We start from the raw sequence: 21,620 nt of genomic DNA on the forward strand, positions 1-21,620 counted from the left end.
TTACCTGTTAACAGTGTCTTGCCACGCGGTGTCTATGTACCGCCAATTTGAGCCAAAACTCTGATCTATTCGCGTTAAACCAGCGGTGAGATGCGCAATTCCGACAGGCGGTTTTCATCCTTTGCAAGGACTTCAAAGCGAAAGCCGTGAAAGCTAAACACCTGACCCGCAACGGGAATCATCTGGGCTTCGTGGATCACAAGGCCCGCGACGGTGTTTGCTTCGTCGTCGGGAAGGTTCCAGTCGGTGGCGCGGTTCACGTCGCGGATGGTCATGGCGCCGTCCACCGTATAACTGCCGTCCTCGGCCTGGGTGACGTCGTTTTCCTCATCCGTGTCAAATTCGTCCGTGATTTCACCGACGATTTCCTCAAGGATATCCTCAAGCGTGATGAGGCCTTGCAACGTGCCGTATTCATCAACCACCAGCGCAAAATGGCGACGGCGCGACAGGAACTGGCGCATCTGGTCGTCCAGCGTCGTGGTTTCGGGGACAAAATAGGGTTTCATCGCGACGGTCAGAATGTCGAATTCATCCATCTCGTGCGGTTCGATCCGCCCGTCAGCCAGCATTTTATGCATCGCGCGCAGCAGGTCTTTGGCGTGCAGAACACCGACGATGTTTTCGGGTTCATCACGATACAGCGGCAAACGTGTGTGATTGCTATCAAGGCACAGCTTTAGGATATCGCCCACGGGCAGGGCGGCATCGATCATTTCAATTTCTGTGCGGTGCAGCATGATTTCTTCGACAGTGCGTTCAGCCAGATCAAGCGCGCCAAGGATACGGTCGCGGTCCTCTTTTTCGACGACACCTTCGGAATGGCCCAATTGCAGCGCGCCTGCGATTTCTTCGCGGACCGCCAAAATGTTACTGTCAGGGTCGGTTTGAACGCCAAACACCCGCAGCACACCGCGCACGAGCACCCGGACGGAGGCCACAACCGGTGCGAACAGGGTCACGATCAGCGAAATCGGGCGCGCGGCGATGCTGGCGGCGCGTTCTGGGTTGGTGATGGCGTAGGTTTTGGGCAGCACTTCGGCAAAGATCAGCACCAGAATTGTCATGATGCCCGTCGCGGCCACCACACCGCTTTCACCAAACGCACGGGTGAACATGGCCGTCGCCAAAGCAGTGGCGAGGATATTGACGAGGTTATTGCCCAGCAGAACCGACCCGATCAGCTTTTCGCGATCTTCCGTCAGATCAAACGCCTTGCCAGCCCCCTTATTGCCTTTGTCCGCCGCGGAGCGCAATTTGCCACGCGACGCAGCGGTCAGCGCGGTTTCCGATCCGGAAAAGAAGCCCGAAAGGACCAAAAGAAACAGGATCGCACCGGCGGTGGTCCAGAAAGCAGCATCAAGCATGGGGAACATTCTTTGTCATTTGGCCCTTATATGTCTGGGCATGGGCGCGCGTTCAAGGGGCGCTCAGTCGTCTTTGGCCAAAGGATGGTGATCCAGCACCAGTTCTTTCAGGCGCTCGTCCAGCACATGGGTGTAGATTTCGGTGGTCGCCACGTCCGCATGGCCCAGCAGCGTCTGGATAGATCGCAAGTCCGCGCCGCCCGCCAAAAGATGGGTCGCAAAGGCGTGGCGCAGGGTGTGGGGGGTAACTTTGGCAGGGCTGACGCCGCCAATAACGGCGAGGTCTTTAATCAACGTGAAAAAGCTTTGCCGCGTCAGATGGCCCAATTTGCCACGGGATGGGAACAGGAATTTGGACCGCGGTGTGCCGTCTTTGAACGCCGCGTCCTCTGCGGTGTCGCGGGCGCGCAGCCAGACGGCCAATGATTTGCGCGCAGGGGGCGACAGGGGCACCATGCGTTCTTTGTCGCCCTTGCCGCGCACCAGTAACATGCGCGGATCGCCCCGCGCCGCAGACACAGGAAGCGACACAAGTTCGGTCACGCGCATCCCCGTGGCGTACAGCAGTTCCATCAAACAGGTCGTGCGCAGCGGGTCTTTTTTGGCGGCGCGTGCAGCCCCCAGCAATGCATCGACTTCGTCATGGCTAAGGGTCTTGGGCAGGCGTTTGTCGCGCCCGGGGCCAGAGATTTGCAGCGCAGGATTGTCCGTGCGCCAGCCTTCTTCAAACGCAAAGCGGAACAGCTGTTTGATCGCCGACAGGCGGCGGGCGCGGGTGGATTTGGCAAGGCCTTGTCGGTCACACCAGATCAGATATTTTTCGACGTTTTCTTGGGATACGGTGCTGAAATGGCTGTCGTTCAGCCAAACAGAAAACCCCTGCAAATCCCGCGCATAGGCCAGCTGTGTGTTAGTTGCAGCGTCCAGTTCTGCGGCCTGTGCTTCAAGAAAGGCCTGTATCCAGTGGGCGTTTGATCGCTGGGCTGCTGTGGTCATCTGAGCAGGAGATATTGCAAAGACACCCGCCGCGCCACGTCTTCAAGCCCGAGGGCGCGCAGGGTCGCGATGCCTTCGACAAAGGCCATGCTGTCGCCGTCAATGCCCTGTTGCACGGTGGCGATGGTGCGCAAGACGGCTTCGCCTGTGCGCCCGTTTGCCGACATCGCAATCAAGGTCGGGTCGGGATCAGCCGCAAAGGCATCGCGCACGCGGGCCGCACCTGCCAAGGCAGATGTGTCATCAGAGGGCGTGCCCCGCGCCACGGACGTCAAAAACGGATCAAGGTCCACAAAATCGTCCCGCAAAGCCGCGAGCTCATAATCGCCGGACAGCAACATCCAGCGTAATACGGATCGGGTCGCGGGAAGGTCGGCGTTTTGTAATTGTGGGCCGTAGTTCTTGGCCAAGGGCACTAAAATACCCATCGGCGCGGCCTCGGCCCAAAGAATATCAAGTGCGGATTGAATTTGGTCAGCGTCACCGGATGCGAACGCGGAATCGAGGCGGCGCACCGCCTTGGCCCGTTCCCACACACCGCCCGACGCCGCCGGAACGCGCGCGGTATAAAGGGAATATAGGACGCCGAATGAAATTGCGCCGTCGCGTGCTAGACGCTCTGCGGCCTCAAGCTGTGCTTTCCAGCCCACGTTGGGGCGCAAATCTGAGTGTGAAAAGGCGCTTGGCAGGTTGCGGGTGCTTTGGGCCGCGCCGATCGCTTCGAACATCCGGAACGTCAGCGGGGTCGCGCGGGCGGGCGGGATCAGGTCGGGTTCACCCTCGTAAAGGTCAGGATCAAGGAAGCGCGCCAAAAGATCGCCGGTGTCTTCATCAATATCGCCCAAGGCCAGACCCGTGTTCAGCGTCAGGGCCGCCGCAGACCAATCGCCCGACCGCGCAAGGCAAAAAATGCGCGCGCTCGGGGTTGGGGCGACATCGGGTTTGTCGCGTAAGGACCGACAAGCCGCGTCTTCGGTGCCCGTCAAAAGGGACACATCAAACCAGCGCTGATACAAAGGCGAGGTGTCTGGCGTCGCGGCCTCAAGCATGGCTTGCGCGTGTTCAAGCGCGCCGATGCTCAGCAGTTTATCAACCCGCGTAAGAAAGAACGCGCCGGGTGTTGCGGCCTCAAGCGGGGGATTGGATTGGCTGATGGACAGCAAGACAATCAAATCTTGCAGCGCGGGCAGGGTGTCCGTTTCTTCGGCGGCCAACAAGGCACCAAGAATTGCACCGTCGCTGCCGGACCACAAATTTTCAGGCAGACCTATGACCGCCGGGGGAAAAAGCCCCAAGGCACGCGGGGCTGGCCCCCCCAAGGGTTGCACAGACACCGACGGCGTTGTCGCGGAATTGGTAACCGGATCTTCGTTCGCATCCGGAGTGCGGGTTGCCTGTGTGCCCGGCACGGGGGCTGCGGCCACGACTTGGGGCTGTTCCACGCTTTCGGACAGCCAATCAATCGCCGATAGGGGCGCATTTTCATCGGTCTGGTTCGCGCTTTGCGCCCAAACGGGGGCCGTCGTTGTCAGCAAAACGCCGAAAACTGCCCCCAGACGCATCATCCGTCCGTCCCCAATGTCACGGGTTTCACGACTTCTTCGATCACGGGGGTGAAATCGGCCGGCACGAAGATCGGGCCAAGGTAGGCATAGCCCACAAAGGCAATTGCAGCCAAAACGAGCAAGACAAACAGGAATTTGATCAATCGCCACATGTCATTTGCCCCATCGTCTTCACCCTGAATTCTGCCCTAGTCTCACAGCCTTAGTTGCTGCTTTGGGTTAGGTTATATATGTCCTTGTCAGCAAGATCACGCCACGGTTTGCGTATTTTTTCAAACAGGCGGGGCTTGGCCGATGGGATCGGCGTAAAATAAGGGGAAACAGCGTGTCTGTTGATCACGGGTCGGACAAATCTTGGGTTCTGCACCGCACGATTGTGTTGGTCGGCATGATGGGGTCGGGAAAAACGGCCATCGGACGCACCTTGGCGCATGTTCTGGATGTGCCCTACGTTGATTCTGATGCGGAAATTGAAGCGGCCGCCAATGCCACCATCGCAGAGATTTTTGACAAATCCGGTGAACCCTTTTTTCGCGACCGTGAAGCAGAGGTGATTGCACGTCTGTTGCAATCGCGCCCTTGCATCCTGTCGACGGGGGGCGGCGCCTATCTGGCAGAACGTAATCGCGCGGCGATTTCTGATCACGGTGTTGCTGTCTGGCTGGACGCTGATCTGGAGTTGTTGTGGGAACGTGTGCGCCACAAAGACACGCGCCCGTTGCTGCGCACCCCCGATCCGCGCGCGACGTTGGCCGAAATTTTCGAAGCCCGCGCCCCGATTTACGCCATGGCGGATCTTCGCGCCGAAGCAAAGCCCGCGTTTTCAATTGATGAAATGACCGATGAGGTGCTGCGCGTTCTATCAGTGCGCCCGGATGTGTTGGAGCCTGTGACATGATCGAAACCGTACACGTCAACCTGCCTGGTCGCGCCTATGATGTGATGATTGGCCCCGGCCTGCTCGCTGAAACCGGGTCGCGGATCACACCGTTTTTGCGCCGTCCGCGTGTTGTGATCGTCACCGAAGAAAATGTAGCGAAACTTCACCTTGCGGATTTGACATCTGCATTGGAAAGCAGCGGGATCATGTCAGAGGCGCTGGTTTTGCCTGCCGGTGAGGGCACGAAAAGCTGGCCGTTTCTTGAACAAACGGTTGAATTTCTACTGGCCCAGAAGGTTGAGCGCGGCGATATTGTCATCGCGTTTGGCGGTGGTGTGATTGGTGATCTGGTCGGGTTTGCGGCAGCTACCGTGCGCCGTGGGGTCCGGTTCGTGCAAATCCCGACGTCACTGTTGGCGCAGGTCGATAGTTCAGTCGGCGGTAAGACGGGGATCAATTCGCCCAGCGGCAAAAACCTGATCGGCGCGTTTCATCAACCCACATTGGTTCTTGCTGACACGGCACTGTTGGGCACGCTGACCACACGTGATTTTCTGTCTGGCTACGGCGAAGTCGTGAAATACGGCCTGCTGGGGGATGCGGATTTCTTTGAGTGGCTTGAGGTCGAAGGCCCCGCGCTTGCTAAGGGCGACATGGGCGCACGGGTGCGGGCCGTCACGCGGTCGGTGCAGATGAAAGCCGACATCGTGGAACGCGACGAGACAGAGCAGGGGGATCGTGCCTTGTTGAACCTTGGTCATACGTTCTGTCACGCGCTTGAGGCCGCGACGGGGTTCGGGGACCGTCTGCTGCATGGGGAAGGCGTGGCAATTGGCTGTGCGATGGCGTTTGAGCTGTCCGCGCGCCTTGGTCTGTGCAGCCAAGAAGACCCCAGCCGCGTGCGTCAGCATCTTAAGGCCATGGGTATGAAAACCGATCTGTCTGATATTGAGGGCGATCTGCCTGATGCTGAGGGCCTGTTGGCGCTGATGGGGCAAGACAAAAAGGTTGTTGAGGGGCAGTTGCGCTTTATTCTTGCACGCGGCATCGGGGAGGCGTTCATCACGTCAGACGTGCCTGCCGACACAGTGCTGTCCGTGCTGCGCGATGGTTTGGCCCTGCGGCATTAAAAAACCCGCTTCGCGTTTTACGAAGCGGGTCTGGTCGTTAGGATCGGCTTTGCCAACCCACGAGCCGTTCCTTTAGAACGGAATTTCATCATCCATGTCGCCGCCACCGCCGCCCATGCCGCCACCTTGGCCGCCGCCCTGTGGGCCGCTGTCATAACCGCCACCGCCATAGCCACCGCCGCCGCCACCGGATTGATCGGACATGTAACCGCCGCCTTGACCACCGCCACCGCCGCCATCGCCGCGCCCGCCGATCATGGTCATGACACCATCATAGCCCTGCAAAACGATCTCGGTTGTGTAGTTGTCTTTGCCGGACTGGTCCTGCCATTTGCGGGTCTGCAACTTGCCTTCGATGTAAACGGTTGACCCTTTCTTGAGGTATTGTTCCGCCACGCGGACCAGACCTTCCTGAAAAATCGCAACACGGTGCCATTCGGTTTTTTCGCGCCGCTCACCAGTGTTTTTATCTTTCCACGTCTCTGACGTGGCAATGTTGAGGTTGCACACCTTGCCGCCGTTCTGGAACGACCGCACTTCAGGGTCGCGCCCCAAGTTGCCGATAATCATGACTTTGTTAAGTGAACCGGCCATTTGCGTGCCCCCTGATGGTATTTGTGTCGAATCTGATTTGTCGTCCCCTGTTACATCACCGCCAACGGGTTAGAAACTGGTTAATGGAACCCTATCGCTGGTCGCGCCGTGTGAAAATAGGCCATATTGTGTGGAATTGCCTGCCGTGACGGTCTATATTTGGTCAAATGCAGGGGCGAAGTATGCGAGTATTGGGATTATTCATAGGGTTAGCAGCTGGTTTGACGGCTGTACCTGTCTATTCTGACAGTCTATCGACTCGGAATCGCACGACTCTCTTTAGTTCCCAGTTGGATGTTCTGGATGGGCGCGCATCGTCCCAATACGCCAATTCGATCCGTCTTCAGCCGCCACGGGTGGAAATCCCCGCTGCGGCGAACACAGGGCCACAGTACAGCGGTAATTATCGCGGGCAGTTCCTGAGCATGGCGCGCGCGGCGGCCCAAAGAAACCGTGTCCCTGAGGATTTGTTTTTGCGGTTGGTCCAGCAGGAAAGTGCGTGGAACCCCACAGCTGTGTCACATGCCGGTGCAATCGGGCTTGCGCAACTGATGCCGGGAACGGCGCAATACCTGCGCGTAAACCCCCGTGATCCTTATCAAAATCTGGATGGCGGGGCGCGGTATCTGCGCGAACAATACGACACATTCGGATCGTGGCGCTTAGCCTTGGCCGCCTACAACGCAGGCCCCGGTGCCGTGCAGCAACATGGGGGCGTGCCGCCTTACCGTGAAACCAGAAATTACGTGCGCGTTATTTGGGGAAGCTAGGGGCAGATGCGATAATGCTCTGCTCGTGTTAAGAGATCGTAAAACTTAAGGCGCCGCATGAACTGCGACGCCTTTGTTGTTCATAACATTGATAAAATCACTCAGCCGCGATTTCGATAACCGGTTCCATTTCGGCTAGATCAACATCGCTCAGGTGGCATTTGACCTGATGGCCTTCTGCCAGCATGCGCACGGGCGGCACTTCGGTTTCACACAAGGTGCGGCCTGCTTTGTCTTTCCAGTTGCAACGGGTCTGGAACGGGCAGCCCGACGGTGGGTTCATGGCCGATGGGATATCCCCCTCAAGCACGATGTGCTTTTTCTTGATCTTGGTGTCAGCGATCGGAACGGCAGACAACAAGGCCTCGGTGTAGGGATGATATGGAGGGCTGAAGACCTGATCTGTCGTGCCCAGTTCAACCACGTGGCCAAGATACATAACCATAACGCGATCAGACAGATAGCGCACGATGCTCAGGTCGTGAGAGATGAACAGCAGCGTCGTTTTGTGTTCGCGCTGGATTTCCATCAACAGATCCGTGACGGCAGCCTGAACAGACACGTCCAAGGCCGACACAGGTTCGTCCGCAACCACAATCCGCGCATCCCCCGCAAAGGCGCGCGCGATACCGACGCGCTGCTTTTGCCCGCCCGACAATTGGCGCGGCATGCGGTCCGCAAAGGCGCGGGGCAGTTTCACGAGATCAAGCAGTTGCAGCATCCGTTCGCGACGGTCGTTGTCATTGTTACCGATCTTGAAAATTTCCAACGCACGCATGATCTGGCGACCGACCGTCATTGACGGATTCAGCGTATCAAACGGATTCTGGAACACCATTTGAACGTCCGCGATTGTTTTCGTGTCGCGGTCTTCGATGGGAACGTTGCCGATACTTTTGTTATCGAGAAGGATTTCACCGTCGGTTGCGGTTTCAAGCCCCATCAGAACCTTGGCAAAGGTGGACTTACCGCACCCGGATTCACCCACAATGGCAAGAGTTTCGGATTCCCGCGCCTCGAACGACAAGGTTTCGTTGGCTTTGACCACCTTTTTGGAATTACCCCCAAACAGGGCAGATGCCGCGACCTCGTAGTATTTCTTGAGGTTGTCCATTTTCAAAACAACGCGGCCCGGTTCGGGTTTTTCGGTTTGGGCGCCCACGGCAATCGGGGCGTTCCAGTCGATTTCCTGGAACCGCAAACACCGGCTTTCGTGATCGTCGCCCGCATCGCCCATCGGGATATACCCTTGGTCACAGCGGCCTGCTTCGAAATAGTCGCAGCGGGGGCCAAAGTTACAGCCTTGGGGCCGTTCATGGGGCAGGGGAAAGTTGCCCGGAATGGCGATCAGGGGGCGTGCGTTTTTATCAGCACCCGGCAGCGGGATCGAGCGGAACAGCGCCTGTGTGTAGGGGTGCTGCATGTTGTCGAACACGCCTTCAATAGATCCGCGTTCAACCGCTTCGCCGGAATACATCACACAGATGCGATCACAGGTTTCCAGCACGAGGCCAAGGTTGTGCGAGATAAACAGCATCGACGTGCCGTATTTCTTGCCCAGATCTTTGACCAGTTCGACCACGGCCGCTTCGACAGTCACGTCGAGAGCGGTTGTCGGTTCGTCCAAGATCAACAAGCTGGGCTTGGACATCAGCGCCATGGCAATCACGATGCGCTGTTGCTGGCCGCCCGACAATTGGTGCGGAAAGCTGTTGAGCATGCGTTTGGGGTCGGGCAGTTTGACGTCTGTCACAACCTCGAGCGCGCGTTCGTATGCTTCTTTTTCTGACACACCTTCGTGGATCATCGGCACTTCCATCAGCTGTTTGCCGATGCGCATCGCAGGGTTCAGGGACGCCATGGGTTCTTGATAGATCATGGCGATCTGGCTGCCGCGAATGTCGCGCAGTTCTTCTTGCGTCATCGTGTTCAGATCACGCCCTTTGAACTTGATCGAACCACCCACGATGCGCCCGTTCACGCCAAGGTCTTGCATCACCCCCAGCGCCACGGTGGATTTTCCGCAACCGGATTCCCCCACAATGCCAAGGGCTTCGCCCGGTTGGATTTTGGCCGAAAAGTCCATGACAGCGGGAATTTCACGCAGGCGCGTGAAAAAGCTGATGGAGAGTTTGTCGATCTCAAGGATCGGACCGTCGTAGGCGTCGTTGCGCAGGTCATAGTCCATGAGATTAATCCTTCAAGCTTTCTTCGCGCAGACCATCTGCGAGCAGGTTGAGACCAAGCACCATCGACAGCAGCGCAATCGCAGGTGGCAGGGCAGGGTGTGCGTAGATCAGCAACAGTTTGCGACCCTCGTTGATGGTGCTGCCCCAGTCCGGTGATTCAGGCGGCAGGCCGAGGCCGAAGAAACCCAAGGTTCCCAGAAGGATCGTGGTGTAGCCGATGCGCAGGCAGAAATCGACGATCAGCGGGCCACGTGCGTTGGGCAGAATTTCCCAAAGCATGATGTACCATGTGCCTTCACCGCGGGTTTGTGCGGCCGCCACGTAGTCCCGCGTTTTGATATCCAGCGCGAGGCCACGCACGATGCGGTACACCGTGGGCGAGTTCACAAACACCACCGACACAAACACCACAAGGATGCCGGACGGGATGGTGATGAAATCAAGGCTTTCGGGCCAGACGTGCAGCGGGCTGTCCGCATCCGACACGACATTCACATAGAGGAAGGCCAGCGGGATCAGAACAAGCGCAAGGTACAGCGTGTTCTTTGATCCTTGGGTCTTGTAGCGCGAATTGATCAACACGCCAAAGAACACCAACGGGAAGACGAATAGGAACGCCGCCATGTAGTTTGGCAGGCCCGTCGCGACGATTTCCGGTGTGACCAGCAGGTAGAACAGCAAGATAACAGGAAACGCGAGGATCAGGTTGGCGAGGAAGGACAGCAACGTGTCCAGACGTCCGCCGTAATATCCCGCAGGCAGGCCCAGCGTGATGCCGACCATGAACGCAAAGATGGTTGCCAGTGGTGCGATGACCATCACGATGACCGATCCGTGGACCACGCGGCTAAAGATGTCGCGCGCAAGGTTGTCGCCGCCCAAAAGGTAGTGCGGGAAGAAATCCGCGTCTTGGCCTTCTGGCACAGGGAAACCCGGTGTCTTGTTCTTGATGCCCGAGATTTGCTGAAGCGGATCATGGGTCGCGATCATGTCGAACAGGCCAACAAAGATTGACGTGAAGACCCAGAACATCACCAGTGCAAACCCGATCATGCCGATGGTTGAATCAAACAATTTGCCATAAAGGCCCAGCTTGCGTTTGAACGTGATCGACAGAACGAATGTGACGATCAGGGCGATCCAGACGGGCAGGAACTGTTTGGAAATTTCGCCCAGAATGCCGGCTTTGCCGTAGGGCATGAACCAGGAAACGACCACGATGGCGGCGATCAGGAACACCACAAGGGTGAAGAGATACCCATTGTAGACTTCGAGGCGCCCCAAAAGGCCGCCACGGCTTTGCAATGTGCCATCGCTGTTTGACTGCAATTTCACCTCGGGTGCGAAAAAGCCCATGACGAGTTGCAAGATAACGCCAGCCACAAACACCGCTGCTGCGATTGTAAGGGCGGGGATGAGAGTGCTCCCGAGGGAGCCAGTCCAGGAAAGAGGTTCCATGTGTTCAGGCTCCTATCAAGAGATGCGAATGCGTGGGTTCAAGAAGACGTAGCCGATGTCAGATATCAGCTGCGTGATCAGGACCACGAAGACGGAAACAACCGAAACGCCAAGCAGCAATTCGATGTCGTTGTTTGAGGCGGCTTGCACCAGCGTCCAGCCGAAGCCTTTGTAGTTGAACAAGGTTTCGACGATGACGACACCATTAAGCAGCCAAGGGAACTGCAACATGATGACCGTAAACGGCGCGATCAGTGCATTGCGCAGAGCGTGTTTCATAACGATGTTGGGGAACGACACACCCTTTAGGCGCGCGGTGCGGATGTATTGTGCGGTCATCACTTCGGTCATGGATGCGCGGGTCATACGGGCGATGTAGCCCATGCCATAAAGCGCGATGGTGATCACCGGCAAAAAGAAGTTGTTGAAGTTTGCATCATCCATGGCCGACGTTGCCGTGCCCTTGAAATATTGCATCCCGAACAACGGGGTGGCGAACACGGCGATCAGGATAACACCAGACACATATTCAGGCGTCGCGGTGGAAATGATCGATATGGTCGACAGGCTGCGGTCGGTTCGTGATCCTTCGCGCATGCCCGCCAGCACACCGATGATCAGCGCGCCCGGCACCATGACCATCATGACCCAAAACATCAGCTTTCCGGTGAGGCCAAGGCGTGTGCTTACAATGCCAGAAACGTCTTCTTTGAAGACTGTGGATTGGCCCCATTCGCCCTGAATGATGCCACAAAAGGTTGCGGTGTTTTCGTCCGGTGTGCGGTTCGCAGCGCAGCGTGCGCGCGTTTCACCGTCACTGCCATCGATCACATAGCCCGGCATCACGCCAAGCCATTGTCCGTATTTCACAAGCCGGGGCTGTAAATATCCGCGGTTCGTCAGATAGCTGGTCACAGCTTCGTCCGACATTCGGAAGTTGCCTTGTGTTTTCGCAAGCTTTTCCAGATTTGGATAAAGGTTTGTCAGCGAGAACACGATAAATGTCAGGCAGATCGCCGTGAGGATCATGACCCCAAGACGTCGCAGAATAAACAGTCCCATGTAGTACCCCTGTTGGGTTTGCCGCGTGGTTCAAGCCGCGCGATCTTTCGTCTGGTCGCAAAAATTTATCAAAAAATGGGCCGCCCGATTACGCGGGCGGCCCAAAATTTAGATCAGATTAAGCTGCGAGGCCGATCTTATAGATCTGTGGCAGGTACGCGATGTGCATGTCCCAACCAACAAAGCCCGGCTTTGCGTGGCGGTAAACCGTGCGCCAGTATGGCTGGATCGTCACAGCTTCGTCCGTGAGGATCTGCTGGATTTTCGCCATCACTTCGGAACGTGCATCGGCATCCGCAATTGCGTTCGCTTCGTCGAGCAGGGCATCGAATTCGGCATTGTTGAATGCAAATTCGTTCCATGCTTCACCGGACCGGTACGCCAGACCCAGAACCTGCGTGCCCAGTGGGCGGTGGTTCCAGTTGGTCGAGGAGAACGGATACTTCGTCCAGTCGTTCCAGAATGTAGAACCTGGAATGATTGTGCGCTTCACGTTGAAACCAGCGTCACGCAACTGCGCGGCAACCGCATCAGTTGTGTTCTTGCGCCAGTCATCATCGATGGAAGAGATTTCCATCTCGAAGTCAGCCATGCCAGCTTCTGTAAGCAGCGCAAGCGCGCCTTCTGGATCGTACTCAGTCGCAGGAACGTCAGCCCATTCAGGGTGCATCGGGCCAACGTGCTGGTTGCGTGCAACGACACCTTGGTTGGCATAGCCAAGCTCAAGACAGACTTCGTTGTTTACAGCCATTGCAATCGCCTTGCGGACGCGAACGTCTGCGTATGGCTTCATGCCGTCGACTTCTGCGTCCTGGTTTGGACGGATGACGATTGTTGCCGCAGATGGAACTGCGGAACGCTCGAACCCGATGCCTTCGAACACTTCGACGAAATCACCGACAGTTTCATATGTCATGTCAACTTCGTCAGCGGCTGCGGCTGCGACCCATGCGGAAGGATCTGTGCCGTAGTCGATGTATTCGATGCGATCGAGGTATGCGCCTTTGCCTTCGGCGTAGCCCCACCACTCGTGGCCTTCGTTGCGAACGAGAACCGCTTTGACGCCAACGTCGTTAGATTCGATCATGTAAGGACCAGTACCAACGGGTGTGCGGGCAGGGTCTTCGCGATCAATAGAGGCGTGGTAAACGGCGGCTGGGTAGTCAGCCATGCCAGCGATCAGCGTGATGTCAGAAGCTGGCAGGTTCAGCGTAACCTGATGTGGGCCAGTGACTTCGATGCCGCCCTCAACTGCGTTACCTGTGTCGGCGTCCACGAGAACGGACATACGGCCCGCCATGGAATTGCCTTCAGCGTTCTTGTCACACCAGTCGGTGATCACGCGTGCAACGTCTTCGGCTGTGAAATCGTCGCCGTTGTTCCACTTGACGCCTTCACGGACGTTCAATGTGTAAACAGTCGCGTCGTCGTTCACTTCCCATGAGGACAACAGCATTGGCTCAAACGAACCGTCGGAGTTGTATTCTACGAGATACTCGAGCCAACCAGCTGTGACGAACGCCATTTGCGTCCAGTCAAAGGCCCGTGGATCTTTAAGCGCGCGGACTTCCATCTGCATGCGCATTGTGCCGCCCTGCTGGGCGTGGCCTGCGGCGGCTGCTGGCTGCGACAGACCCAAAAGGCCATATGCGCCGACGGTTGTCACGCCGAGCGCTGTTGTCCGTGTCATGAATTCGCGGCGGCTGAGTTTGCCGGCCTCGACATCTTTGACATAGACGTCGACTGCTGGATGCAGCGGCGCACCGGTGAGTGTTTTGTTGGTCATGCGTGTTCTCCCTGATGACACGTTTTTGTTTTGGCGGGTATCGGGATGGCGAAACACTGGCGCCGACATTTAGTCGGTCATACGGTGCCTTGCGTACTCATCCCCCCACAAGAAGCCGTATCAGGCAGGGTTTTTCTCTGCGCGTCAACGGCTGCAATCGGCAATTCTGATCACGTTTGCGACGTTCGCATGGTCTAACTGCGACATGCAACCGGAAAGCCGGATATGCTGCGGTGCGGCATGAAACGCGGGAAAATTGACTGATTAGACAGCAGCAAGCGGGCCTTTTTGGCGAAACTTGGACGGCGTGAGGCCGGTTTGTGCTGCAAAAGTTCGGGTAAAATAGGCCGCCGATCCGAACCCGAGGTCCGATGCAATCTTTTGCACGGGGTCTTTGGTGTCGCGCAGCAGCAGGCGGGCCTCAAACAAGATGCGGTCGTTCAGAAGTTCCAGCGCGGATTTACCGCTGGTCTGGCGACAACACCGCGCAAGGTGGGTCGGGGTCACGCCAAGTTTGGCGGCATAGTCCGCAACGCCGCCGTGATCGTGAAAATCGCGTTCGATCAGGTCGGTGTAGGCGGCGACAAGACGCGCAGAGGCCGTTTCGGCGCGCGCATCTTTTGTGTCGCTGTCGCGCAATTCAAGCTGGCGTTCGAAATAGACCGACAACAGACCCAGTTGGTAATGGGCCGCGCGCTGATGACTTGGCTGGTGTGATTTCAATTCACGTTCCAGCGCGTCTAGGTGTGCGGCCAGTTCTTTTTGGGCAACGACATCGCGCAGACGCAAATGGATAGGTTCAAGCGGCCATTCTGTCGCCATCGCAGACGGGACCGTCAGCATTTGGCCAAAGACGGTCGGGCCGACCTCAAACCCGTACATCGTACCCGCAGGAATATAGATCAGGTTGTTGGCCCCGAAACCTGAGGTCAGGCCCGCGATTGTGATGCGCCCCTGACCGCGTGCTACGAACATCAAACGCGGCGAAGAATGGGACCGCATCGCCTCCGTGCGCCACCGGCCTTGGCCTGCATTCTGGGCAATCGCAGTGAGAGCGAGACGATTTTGCGGGTCGGTCATCATAGTGGTCAAATCCTGCCAGATGTTTGGTTTTGACAATTTTGCCAGCGAAATCAGTCAAATCAAAGCCAAACATGTGGAAAAATTAGCACCCGCCCACATCTGGTAGCGCGATATTCTGCCACCGCTTCATACGGGACCGAACCCAAGTGCGCTGGCGCTTGGCGTATTGGCGCGTGGCGATGATGATCGCGTTTTTGGCCGAATCGGCGGTGATGTCACCGTTCAGCAGTTGGATCATTTCTGCCGCACCGATGGCTTTGGATGACGGGGCGGTGGGCTGCCAGTTCGGGGCCATCGCGGCGGCCTCGGCCAATGCGCCCGCGTCCATCATCATGTCAAACCGCTGCGCGATCCGTGCGTTCAGCCATTCGGGGTCGGGCATCAGGGCCAGCGGCGTGCAGGCCTCAAGCGGCAACAGCGGGGGCGGCGTGGCGGCCTGCCAATCTGTGATATTGCGCCCTGTGGATTCCTGAACCTCCCAGGCGCGCTGCACGCGGGCGCGATTGTTGAGGTCGATGTTGGCCGTTGTTGTTGCATCCAGCGCCGCGATCAAATCGGGCAGGGGGATCGCATCAGCGCGTGCGCGTACGTCTGTTGGTGTTGGTGGGATTTGCGCAAGGCCTTCGGTGAGGGCGGTAAAGTACAGCCCAGTGCCACCAACGATAATCGGGCGCGGGCCTGTTAAAAACGGGGTCACATCGCGCAACCAGTCGCCAACGGAATAGGGTGCTTCGTAGGCCAGATGGCTATAAAGATGATGTTCAGCCTGTGCCAAATCAGCGGCGGGGGGCTGCGCTGTCAGGATGGGCCAGCCCTGATAGACCTGCAAAGCATCCGCATTCACGATCACACCGCCCTGCGCGCGCGCAATTTCCAAGGCCAGCCCCGACTTGCCCGTTGCCGTCGGCCCAAAGATCAGCACCGGTTTTTCCGGGTCAATTTTGTCGAGGTCAAGCATCAGATGTCCCATTGCGTCTGGCGTCCTTTTGCGACATTTTGCGCCGAACTGAAAGCAGCACTGGAGCATCTTATGTCTGACACCGGAAACGTCGCGTATAAGAGGGTCATGTTGAAGATTTCGGGTGAGGCCCTGATGGGCGACCAAGGCTTTGGCCTGCACCCCCCGACCGTCGAGCGTATCGCCCGCGAAGTTCAATCGGTTCAGGAAATGGGCGTTGAAATTTGCATGGTCATCGGCGGCGGTAACATTTTCCGCGGCCTGCAAGGATCTGCACAGGGCATGGAACGCACCACCGCCGATTATATGGGGATGCTTGCCACGGTCATGAACGCGCTGGCCATGCAATCCGCGCTTGAGGGGCTGGATATTCACACGCGGGTCATTTCCGCGATCACGATGAACGAAGTGGCCGAACCCTACATTCGCCGCCGCGCCGTGCGCCACCTTGAGAAAAAGCGGATTTGTATTTTCGCAGCCGGAACAGGCAACCCGTATTTCACGACAGACACAGCCGCGACACTGCGCGCATCCGAAATGGCCTGCGAGGCGATCTTTAAGGGCACTAAGGTTGATGGCGTCTACGACAAGGACCCCGCGAAACATGCGGATGCCGTGCGCTATGAAACGATCACCTATGATGAGGTTCTGGCCCAGCATCTGGGTGTGATGGACGCCAGCGCGATTGCCTTGGCGCGCGAAAACTCCCTGCCGATTGTTGTCTTTAGCCTTGATGACAAGGGCGGCTTTAAGGGCATCCTTGACGGAAGCGGAACATCGACAACCGTCAAAGACTAATAGGGCTTGGGTGTTTTTGCGGCGGCAATGCGCCCGCGCGCGCAACACCGATCAACCATACTTATATCGCCCGGTTCTGATGTCTGCGTGTACGGTGTGCCACGTCCGCCGTTTTGTCACGATCCGGCGTAACATCCGCCGATCTGCACAAGTTATGCGCAGGCGTTCTATACAAACCCCGCATGTTAACGGTATATCAGTCAAAACAAGTTGAGAAGAGCAGCACTATGTCAGATGATTTTATCCTAGATACCGATGATTTGCAGCGCCGTATGGACGGGGCCATCGCCAATTTGCGCGTTGAATTTGCATCCCTGCGCACGGGGCGCGCATCCGCGACCATGCTGGAACCTGTGATGGTAGATGCCTACGGGTCGATGACACCGATCAATCAGGTCGGCACCGTGAACGTGCCAGAACCGCGTATGGTCACGATCAATGTGTGGGATAAGGGCCTTGTCGGGAAGGTCGAAAAAGCCATCCGCGAAAGCGGGCTGGGCATTAACCCGCAACTGAATGGCACGATTATCATGTTGCCCATCCCCGAGTTGAACGAAGAACGCCGCACCCAATTGACCAAGGTCGCGGGCGGATACGGCGAAAACGCACGCGTTAGTATCCGCAATGTGCGTCGCGACGGCATGGACCAGATCAAGAAAGCCAAGAATGAAGGTATGTCCGAAGACGACCAGAAGCTTTGGGAATCGGAAGTTCAGGACATGACAAACGAATACATCAAGCGCATCGATGAACAGCTTGAGACGAAACAAGCCGAGATTATGCAGGTCTGACCCGAACGGGGACATGCACAGGTAATCAATACAGCGGGGGCCTCAGGTATGGCCAAAGACATCAAGACCGGTCCGAAACACGTTGCTATCATTATGGATGGCAACGGGCGATGGGCGCAGATGCGCGGGCGTCCGCGTTTGTTCGGCCACCACGCAGGCGCGCGCCGCGTGCGTGACATCGTTGAGGCCTGCCCGGATCAGGGCGTCAAGTATCTGACAATGTTCGCCTTTTCGACCGAGAATTGGAAACGCACCCAAACAGAAGTCGCCGGTCTGATGAAACTGTTTCGTCGCTACATCCAGCGCGAGGCCCGCGATCTTTTGTCTAACGGTGTGCGCGTGCGCTTTATCGGGGACCGTGTGCGGCTGGATGATAAACTGGTCAACCTGATGGACGAGCTTGAGCTGCTGACATCGCAAAACGACAAATGCCACCTGACGATCGCGATCAATTATGGCGGCCGCGATGAAGTGGCCCGCGCCACCAAACGACTGGCCTATGACGTGGCGCAGGGGCGGCTTGACCCCAAGAACATCAACGATGAAACGCTGCCCAAATACCTTGATACTTGTTTCCTGCCTGACCCTGATCTGGTGATCCGCACCAGCGGCGAAGCGCGGATTTCGAACTTTTTGCTGTGGCAGTCCGCCTATGCGGAATACGAATTTATCGACACGCTGTGGCCGGATTTCACACCGGACGTCTTTGCGGACGTCCTTGCTGGCTTCAAAACACGAGACCGCCGGTTTGGCGCGGTGAAAGCCTAGCGTGCCGGGCAATTGGGATGATCTAAAGGTCCGTCTGATGTCGGGGGCCTGGATGGCCGCGATCGGGATCGGGGCAATCATTATTGGTGGTGTCTGGTTTCAGATGCTCGCCGTTTTTGTCACTGCCGTCATGGTCTGGGAATGCTGGATCATGATCCGCGGGGCGTCCCCGACGTCTGGTATGCTGTTGGCAGCGGCTGTGGCATCAATCCTGTCCGCGCAAGTCTTTGGTGGTGCGTTAAACTATGAATTCCTTGGCTTATTTCTGGTCGTGCCGATTATTGGTGCAATCATTCTGGAACGTGAGCGACTGACATTTTTCGTCTTTGCGCTGGCCTTGCAGATCGCTGGGTATGGCCTCGTTCATTTTCGCATCGATTTCGGGTTCACGTGGTTGCTGTGGCTTGTTTCGATCGTCGTGGTGACAGACATCGCGGGTTATTTCGCTGGTAAATCCCTAGGTGGGCCAAAGTTCTGGCCCGCCATCAGCCCCAAGAAAACCTGGAGCGGGACAATCGGCGGCTGGATTGGCGCTGCGATCGTCGGTTTGATCTTCACGCAATTCACCAACGCGGGATGGACGATCATCCTTTTGTCCGTCGTCATCAGCTTTGCGGGCCAAATGGGTGACATCGCCGAAAGCGCGTTGAAGCGCCGCCAAGGGGTGAAAGACAGTTCAACCCTGATACCCGGACATGGCGGTTTGTTTGACCGCTTTGATGCGTTGCTCGGGGCGGCATTGTTCATGCTGTTGGTCGCGACTGTCTTTAACGTGCCCGGGGTGGCCTTTTGAAGCGTGTCAGCGTGTTCGGGGCGACGGGATCGATTGGTCAGAACACCATTGATCTGATCCGGCGCGCGCCAGATGATTATGACGTTGTCGCGCTGACGGGTGCATCCAACATTGATCAACTTATCAAAGATGCCAAAGCGTTACGCGCCGATGTGGCCGTCACGTCTGATCCTTCACGCCTGAAAGAATTGCGCGATGGTTTGGCCGGAACAGGGATCGACGTCGCGGCGGGTGAGGCTGCGTTGATTGAGGCCGCAGCGCGCCCCGCTGATTGGATCATGTCCGCAATCGTCGGGGCGGCGGGCCTTGCGCCGGGGCTTGAGGCGCTGAAGCAAGGCACGACGCTGGCGCTGGCCAACAAGGAATCGTTAGTGACGGCGGGGCCTTTGTTGCTGGGCGAAGCAAAACGGTACGGCGCGACAGTTTTGCCCGTGGACAGCGAACATTCTGCGGTGTTTCAGGCCTTGATCGGCGAAGATATGGCCGCCGTGGAACGCATTATTATCACCGCAAGTGGCGGCGCGTTTCGTGATCATCCACTGGGCGCGCTGGACACCGTCACAGTCGCCGAAGCATCAAGCCATCCAAATTGGGATATGGGCCAACGTATCACAATCGATTCCGCATCCATGTTTAACAAAGCGATGGAATTGATTGAAACGAAAGAATTTTTTGGCGTTACTGCAGACCAGATTGAAACCATCATTCATCCCGAAAGCCTGATCCACGCGTTTGTCGGCTTTAACGACGGCGCGTTGATGGCACATGTTGGCCCGCCCGATATGCGCCACGCCATCGGGTTCGCTCTCAACTGGCCGGAACGCAAAGACCTGCCTGTCGCGCGGCTGGATCTTGCGCAGATTGGTCAATTCAATTTCCGCGCCCCTGAACCTGCCCGCTATCCGGCCTTGGCCATCGCGCAAAAGGTGATGGACGCCGGGGGGCTGGCGGGGGCTGTCTTTAACGCCGCCAAAGAACAAGCGCTTGATCATTTTATCGCCAATGAGTGCTGTTTTACCGATATGGCCCGCGCCGTGGACAGCGTTGTTGACGCGATGTTGTCCCGACAGGGGCTGCAAAATGACACGATCACCCTAGATAGCGTTAAGCATGCGGACGCAGAGGCGCGCGCGCTGACGACTGAAAACATCGCCAAAACAAAGGGCTAGACCTTGGACTTTATGACTTCTTTGATCCCGTCGTTCGGGAACGTTGCCTTCACGCTTGTGTTTTTTGTGATCGCTTTGTCGGTGATCGTCGCGATCCACGAATATGGCCACTATATTATCGGCCGCTGGTCGGGCATCCACGCAGAGGTGTTTTCGATCGGCTTTGGTAAGGTCATTTATAGCCGTGTTGATAAACGCGGCACGGTTTGGCAGGTCGCGGCGTTGCCGTTTGGCGGTTATGTGAAATTTCTGGGCGATGCGAACGCGGCCTCGGTTGGGGGCGACGTTGATGTCGATGCCTACCTGGAAGGCACGCCCGCGCTGAGCGATGCGGCACAGGCACACGCGCAGTCGCTGACCGAACGCAACACGATGCTGGGTGCACCACTTTGGGCGCGATCTGCGACGGTCGCGGCGGGGCCGATTTTCAACTTTATCCTTTCGTTTCTGGTGTTTGTTGGTGTCTTGCTGTTTCAAGGCCAACCGCTGACACCGTTGACTGTTTCGACATTGCCGGGGTTTCCGGAAACGATTGAACAACAGCTTGAACCCGGCGACCGCGTGTTGCGAGTTGAAGGCACGGCGTTGAATTACCCCGAAGGATTCAGCGATGCAGTGTCTGAAATTCCGTCCCAACCGTCCGTTGAATACCTTGTTGAACGCGACGGAGAGCGTCTGACGGTTCTTGGCCCACAACCGCAACCGTCTTTGGTGCAATCGATCACACCGCGATCTGCGGCGGATGATGCGGGCCTTAAAATTGGTGATGTTGTTGTCAGTATGAACGGCACACCGGTTTATCAATTCCGCGATATGGTCAACTTCGTGAACGCAACGGGGGCGGCCCCGATTGCGCTTGAGGTTTGGCGGAACGGTGATGTGTTCGAAACCACGCTGACGCCGCGCCTCACGGCCATTCCGCAGGCGGACGGATCGATGATTGATGAACCCAAACTGGGCATCGGCAACGGGGGGTTGTTCTTTGAACCTGCGACCAGTGCTGTGGGCGTCGGCGAATCCATGTCTTTGGCGATCCAGCAGGTCTGGTTCATTATCAAACAATCCCTCAACGGGATGAAGCAGATGATCATCGGCAACATCAACACCTGCAATCTAAGCGGTCCGGTTGGCATTGCCGAAACGTCGGGGTCCATGGCCAGCCAAGGCGCGCTAAGCTTCATCAGCTTTATCGCCGTTCTGTCCACAGCTGTTGGCCTGTTGAACCTATTTCCAATTCCGGTTCTGGACGGCGGGCACCTTGTTTTTCATGCCTATGAGGCGGTGACAGGCAAAATGCCAAGCGATAAGGCGTTGCGGGTGTTTATGGCCGTTGGCATCGCTATGATTGCATCCTTGATGGTGTTTGCCATCGGTAATGATCTGCTGTTCTGCCCATAATCCACACGGGAATCCTCGTAATGTTACCTCATCGTTGCCCAGATGTTGCCACATTTGGGCGCGAT

At 57.1% G+C, this 21,620-nt stretch carries 20 protein-coding genes; 9 read left to right on the plus strand and 11 right to left on the minus strand.

Annotated features, from left to right (window positions below):
- Positions 1-74: 74 nt before the first annotated feature.
- The 4 genes from L0664_RS05745 to L0664_RS05760 all read right to left on the minus strand — a co-directional run bounded on the left by L0664_RS05745 (position 75) and on the right by L0664_RS05760 (position 4,080).
- The gene (locus L0664_RS05745; protein WP_235224661.1) at positions 75-1,367 is read right to left on the minus strand and encodes an HlyC/CorC family transporter; all 1,293 of its coding nucleotides are present in this window, start codon (positions 1,365-1,367) and stop codon (positions 75-77) included.
- 63 nt (positions 1,368-1,430) lie between these two features.
- Entirely contained in the window at positions 1,431-2,363 is a 933-nt protein-coding gene (locus L0664_RS05750) for a site-specific tyrosine recombinase XerD (protein ID WP_235224662.1), read from the minus strand.
- A complete protein-coding gene (locus L0664_RS05755) occupies positions 2,360-3,928 on the minus strand; it encodes a hypothetical protein (protein ID WP_235224663.1) in 1,569 nt (522 codons plus the stop codon). The genes L0664_RS05750 and L0664_RS05755 overlap by 4 nt, the downstream gene beginning before the upstream one ends.
- Positions 3,925-4,080, minus strand: a complete 156-nt coding sequence (locus tag L0664_RS05760) for a hypothetical protein (RefSeq protein WP_235224664.1) — start codon at positions 4,078-4,080, stop codon at positions 3,925-3,927. Before L0664_RS05760 ends, L0664_RS05755 begins: the two co-directional genes overlap by 4 nt.
- A 236-nt stretch (positions 4,081-4,316) precedes the next feature.
- Here L0664_RS05760 and L0664_RS05765 point away from each other — a divergent pair, with 236 nt between their 5' ends.
- Positions 4,317-4,826 (plus strand): shikimate kinase, encoded by a 510-nt coding sequence (locus L0664_RS05765; protein ID WP_235224903.1) that lies wholly within the window; start codon positions 4,317-4,319, stop codon positions 4,824-4,826.
- Positions 4,823-5,938, plus strand: coding sequence for a 3-dehydroquinate synthase (gene aroB, locus L0664_RS05770; protein ID WP_235224665.1), 1,116 nt, complete (start codon positions 4,823-4,825; stop codon positions 5,936-5,938). Before L0664_RS05765 ends, aroB begins: the two co-directional genes overlap by 4 nt.
- Positions 5,939-6,010: 72 nt before the next feature.
- Here aroB and ssb read toward each other — a convergent pair whose 3' ends face one another.
- Positions 6,011-6,532, minus strand: coding sequence for a single-stranded DNA-binding protein (ssb, locus tag L0664_RS05775; protein WP_235224666.1), 522 nt, complete (start codon positions 6,530-6,532; stop codon positions 6,011-6,013).
- A gap of 182 nt (positions 6,533-6,714) precedes the next feature.
- Here ssb and L0664_RS05780 point away from each other — a divergent pair, with 182 nt between their 5' ends.
- On the plus strand, positions 6,715-7,302 hold the full coding sequence (locus tag L0664_RS05780; protein WP_235224667.1) for a lytic transglycosylase domain-containing protein: 588 nt from the start codon (positions 6,715-6,717) through the stop codon (positions 7,300-7,302).
- A 97-nt stretch (positions 7,303-7,399) separates the two neighbouring features.
- Here L0664_RS05780 and L0664_RS05785 read toward each other — a convergent pair whose 3' ends face one another.
- The 6 genes from L0664_RS05785 to miaA all read right to left on the minus strand — a co-directional run bounded on the left by L0664_RS05785 (position 7,400) and on the right by miaA (position 15,838).
- A complete protein-coding gene (locus L0664_RS05785) occupies positions 7,400-9,490 on the minus strand; it encodes a dipeptide ABC transporter ATP-binding protein (protein ID WP_235224668.1) in 2,091 nt (696 codons plus the stop codon).
- 4 nt (positions 9,491-9,494) lie between these two features.
- Positions 9,495-10,949, minus strand: a complete 1,455-nt coding sequence (locus tag L0664_RS05790) for an ABC transporter permease (RefSeq protein ID WP_235224669.1) — start codon at positions 10,947-10,949, stop codon at positions 9,495-9,497.
- 15 nt (positions 10,950-10,964) lie between these two features.
- Positions 10,965-12,011 (minus strand): ABC transporter permease, encoded by a 1,047-nt coding sequence (locus L0664_RS05795; protein WP_235224670.1) that lies wholly within the window; start codon positions 12,009-12,011, stop codon positions 10,965-10,967.
- A gap of 118 nt (positions 12,012-12,129) precedes the next feature.
- Positions 12,130-13,797, minus strand: coding sequence for an ABC transporter substrate-binding protein (locus tag L0664_RS05800; protein WP_235224671.1), 1,668 nt, complete (start codon positions 13,795-13,797; stop codon positions 12,130-12,132).
- A 264-nt stretch (positions 13,798-14,061) separates the two neighbouring features.
- Positions 14,062-14,880: an AraC family transcriptional regulator gene (locus L0664_RS05805; protein ID WP_235224904.1), complete on the minus strand. Its 819-nt coding sequence runs from the start codon at positions 14,878-14,880 to the stop codon at positions 14,062-14,064.
- 82 nt (positions 14,881-14,962) lie between these two features.
- Complete coding sequence (gene miaA / locus L0664_RS05810) at positions 14,963-15,838, minus strand: tRNA (adenosine(37)-N6)-dimethylallyltransferase MiaA (protein ID WP_235224672.1); 876 nt, start codon at positions 15,836-15,838, stop codon at positions 14,963-14,965.
- A 72-nt stretch (positions 15,839-15,910) separates the two neighbouring features.
- Between miaA and pyrH the strand changes: the two genes are divergently transcribed.
- The 6 genes from pyrH (at position 15,911) to rseP (ending at position 21,555) form a co-directional block, all read left to right on the plus strand.
- Entirely contained in the window at positions 15,911-16,636 is a 726-nt protein-coding gene (gene pyrH / locus L0664_RS05815) for a UMP kinase (RefSeq protein ID WP_235224673.1), read from the plus strand.
- 227 nt (positions 16,637-16,863) lie between these two features.
- The gene (gene frr / locus L0664_RS05820; RefSeq protein ID WP_235224674.1) at positions 16,864-17,427 is read left to right on the plus strand and encodes a ribosome recycling factor; all 564 of its coding nucleotides are present in this window, start codon (positions 16,864-16,866) and stop codon (positions 17,425-17,427) included.
- A 48-nt stretch (positions 17,428-17,475) separates the two neighbouring features.
- A complete protein-coding gene (gene uppS / locus L0664_RS05825) occupies positions 17,476-18,195 on the plus strand; it encodes a polyprenyl diphosphate synthase (protein WP_235224675.1) in 720 nt (239 codons plus the stop codon).
- Positions 18,196-18,232: 37 nt separating this feature from the next.
- The gene (locus L0664_RS05830; RefSeq protein ID WP_235224676.1) at positions 18,233-18,988 is read left to right on the plus strand and encodes a phosphatidate cytidylyltransferase; all 756 of its coding nucleotides are present in this window, start codon (positions 18,233-18,235) and stop codon (positions 18,986-18,988) included.
- Positions 18,985-20,157 carry a 1-deoxy-D-xylulose-5-phosphate reductoisomerase gene (dxr, locus tag L0664_RS05835; RefSeq protein ID WP_235224677.1) on the plus strand — a complete coding sequence of 391 codons (1,173 nt, stop codon included), beginning with the start codon at positions 18,985-18,987 and terminating at the stop codon, positions 20,155-20,157. The genes L0664_RS05830 and dxr overlap by 4 nt, the downstream gene beginning before the upstream one ends.
- Positions 20,158-20,169: 12 nt before the next feature.
- Positions 20,170-21,555, plus strand: a complete 1,386-nt coding sequence (rseP, locus tag L0664_RS05840; RefSeq protein ID WP_418888020.1) for an RIP metalloprotease RseP — start codon at positions 20,170-20,172, stop codon at positions 21,553-21,555.
- The last annotated feature ends 65 nt before the right edge of the window (positions 21,556-21,620 follow it).

The sequence above is a fragment of the Octadecabacter dasysiphoniae genome, from assembly GCF_021532615.1.
Lineage (GTDB): Bacteria > Pseudomonadota > Alphaproteobacteria > Rhodobacterales > Rhodobacteraceae > Octadecabacter > Octadecabacter dasysiphoniae.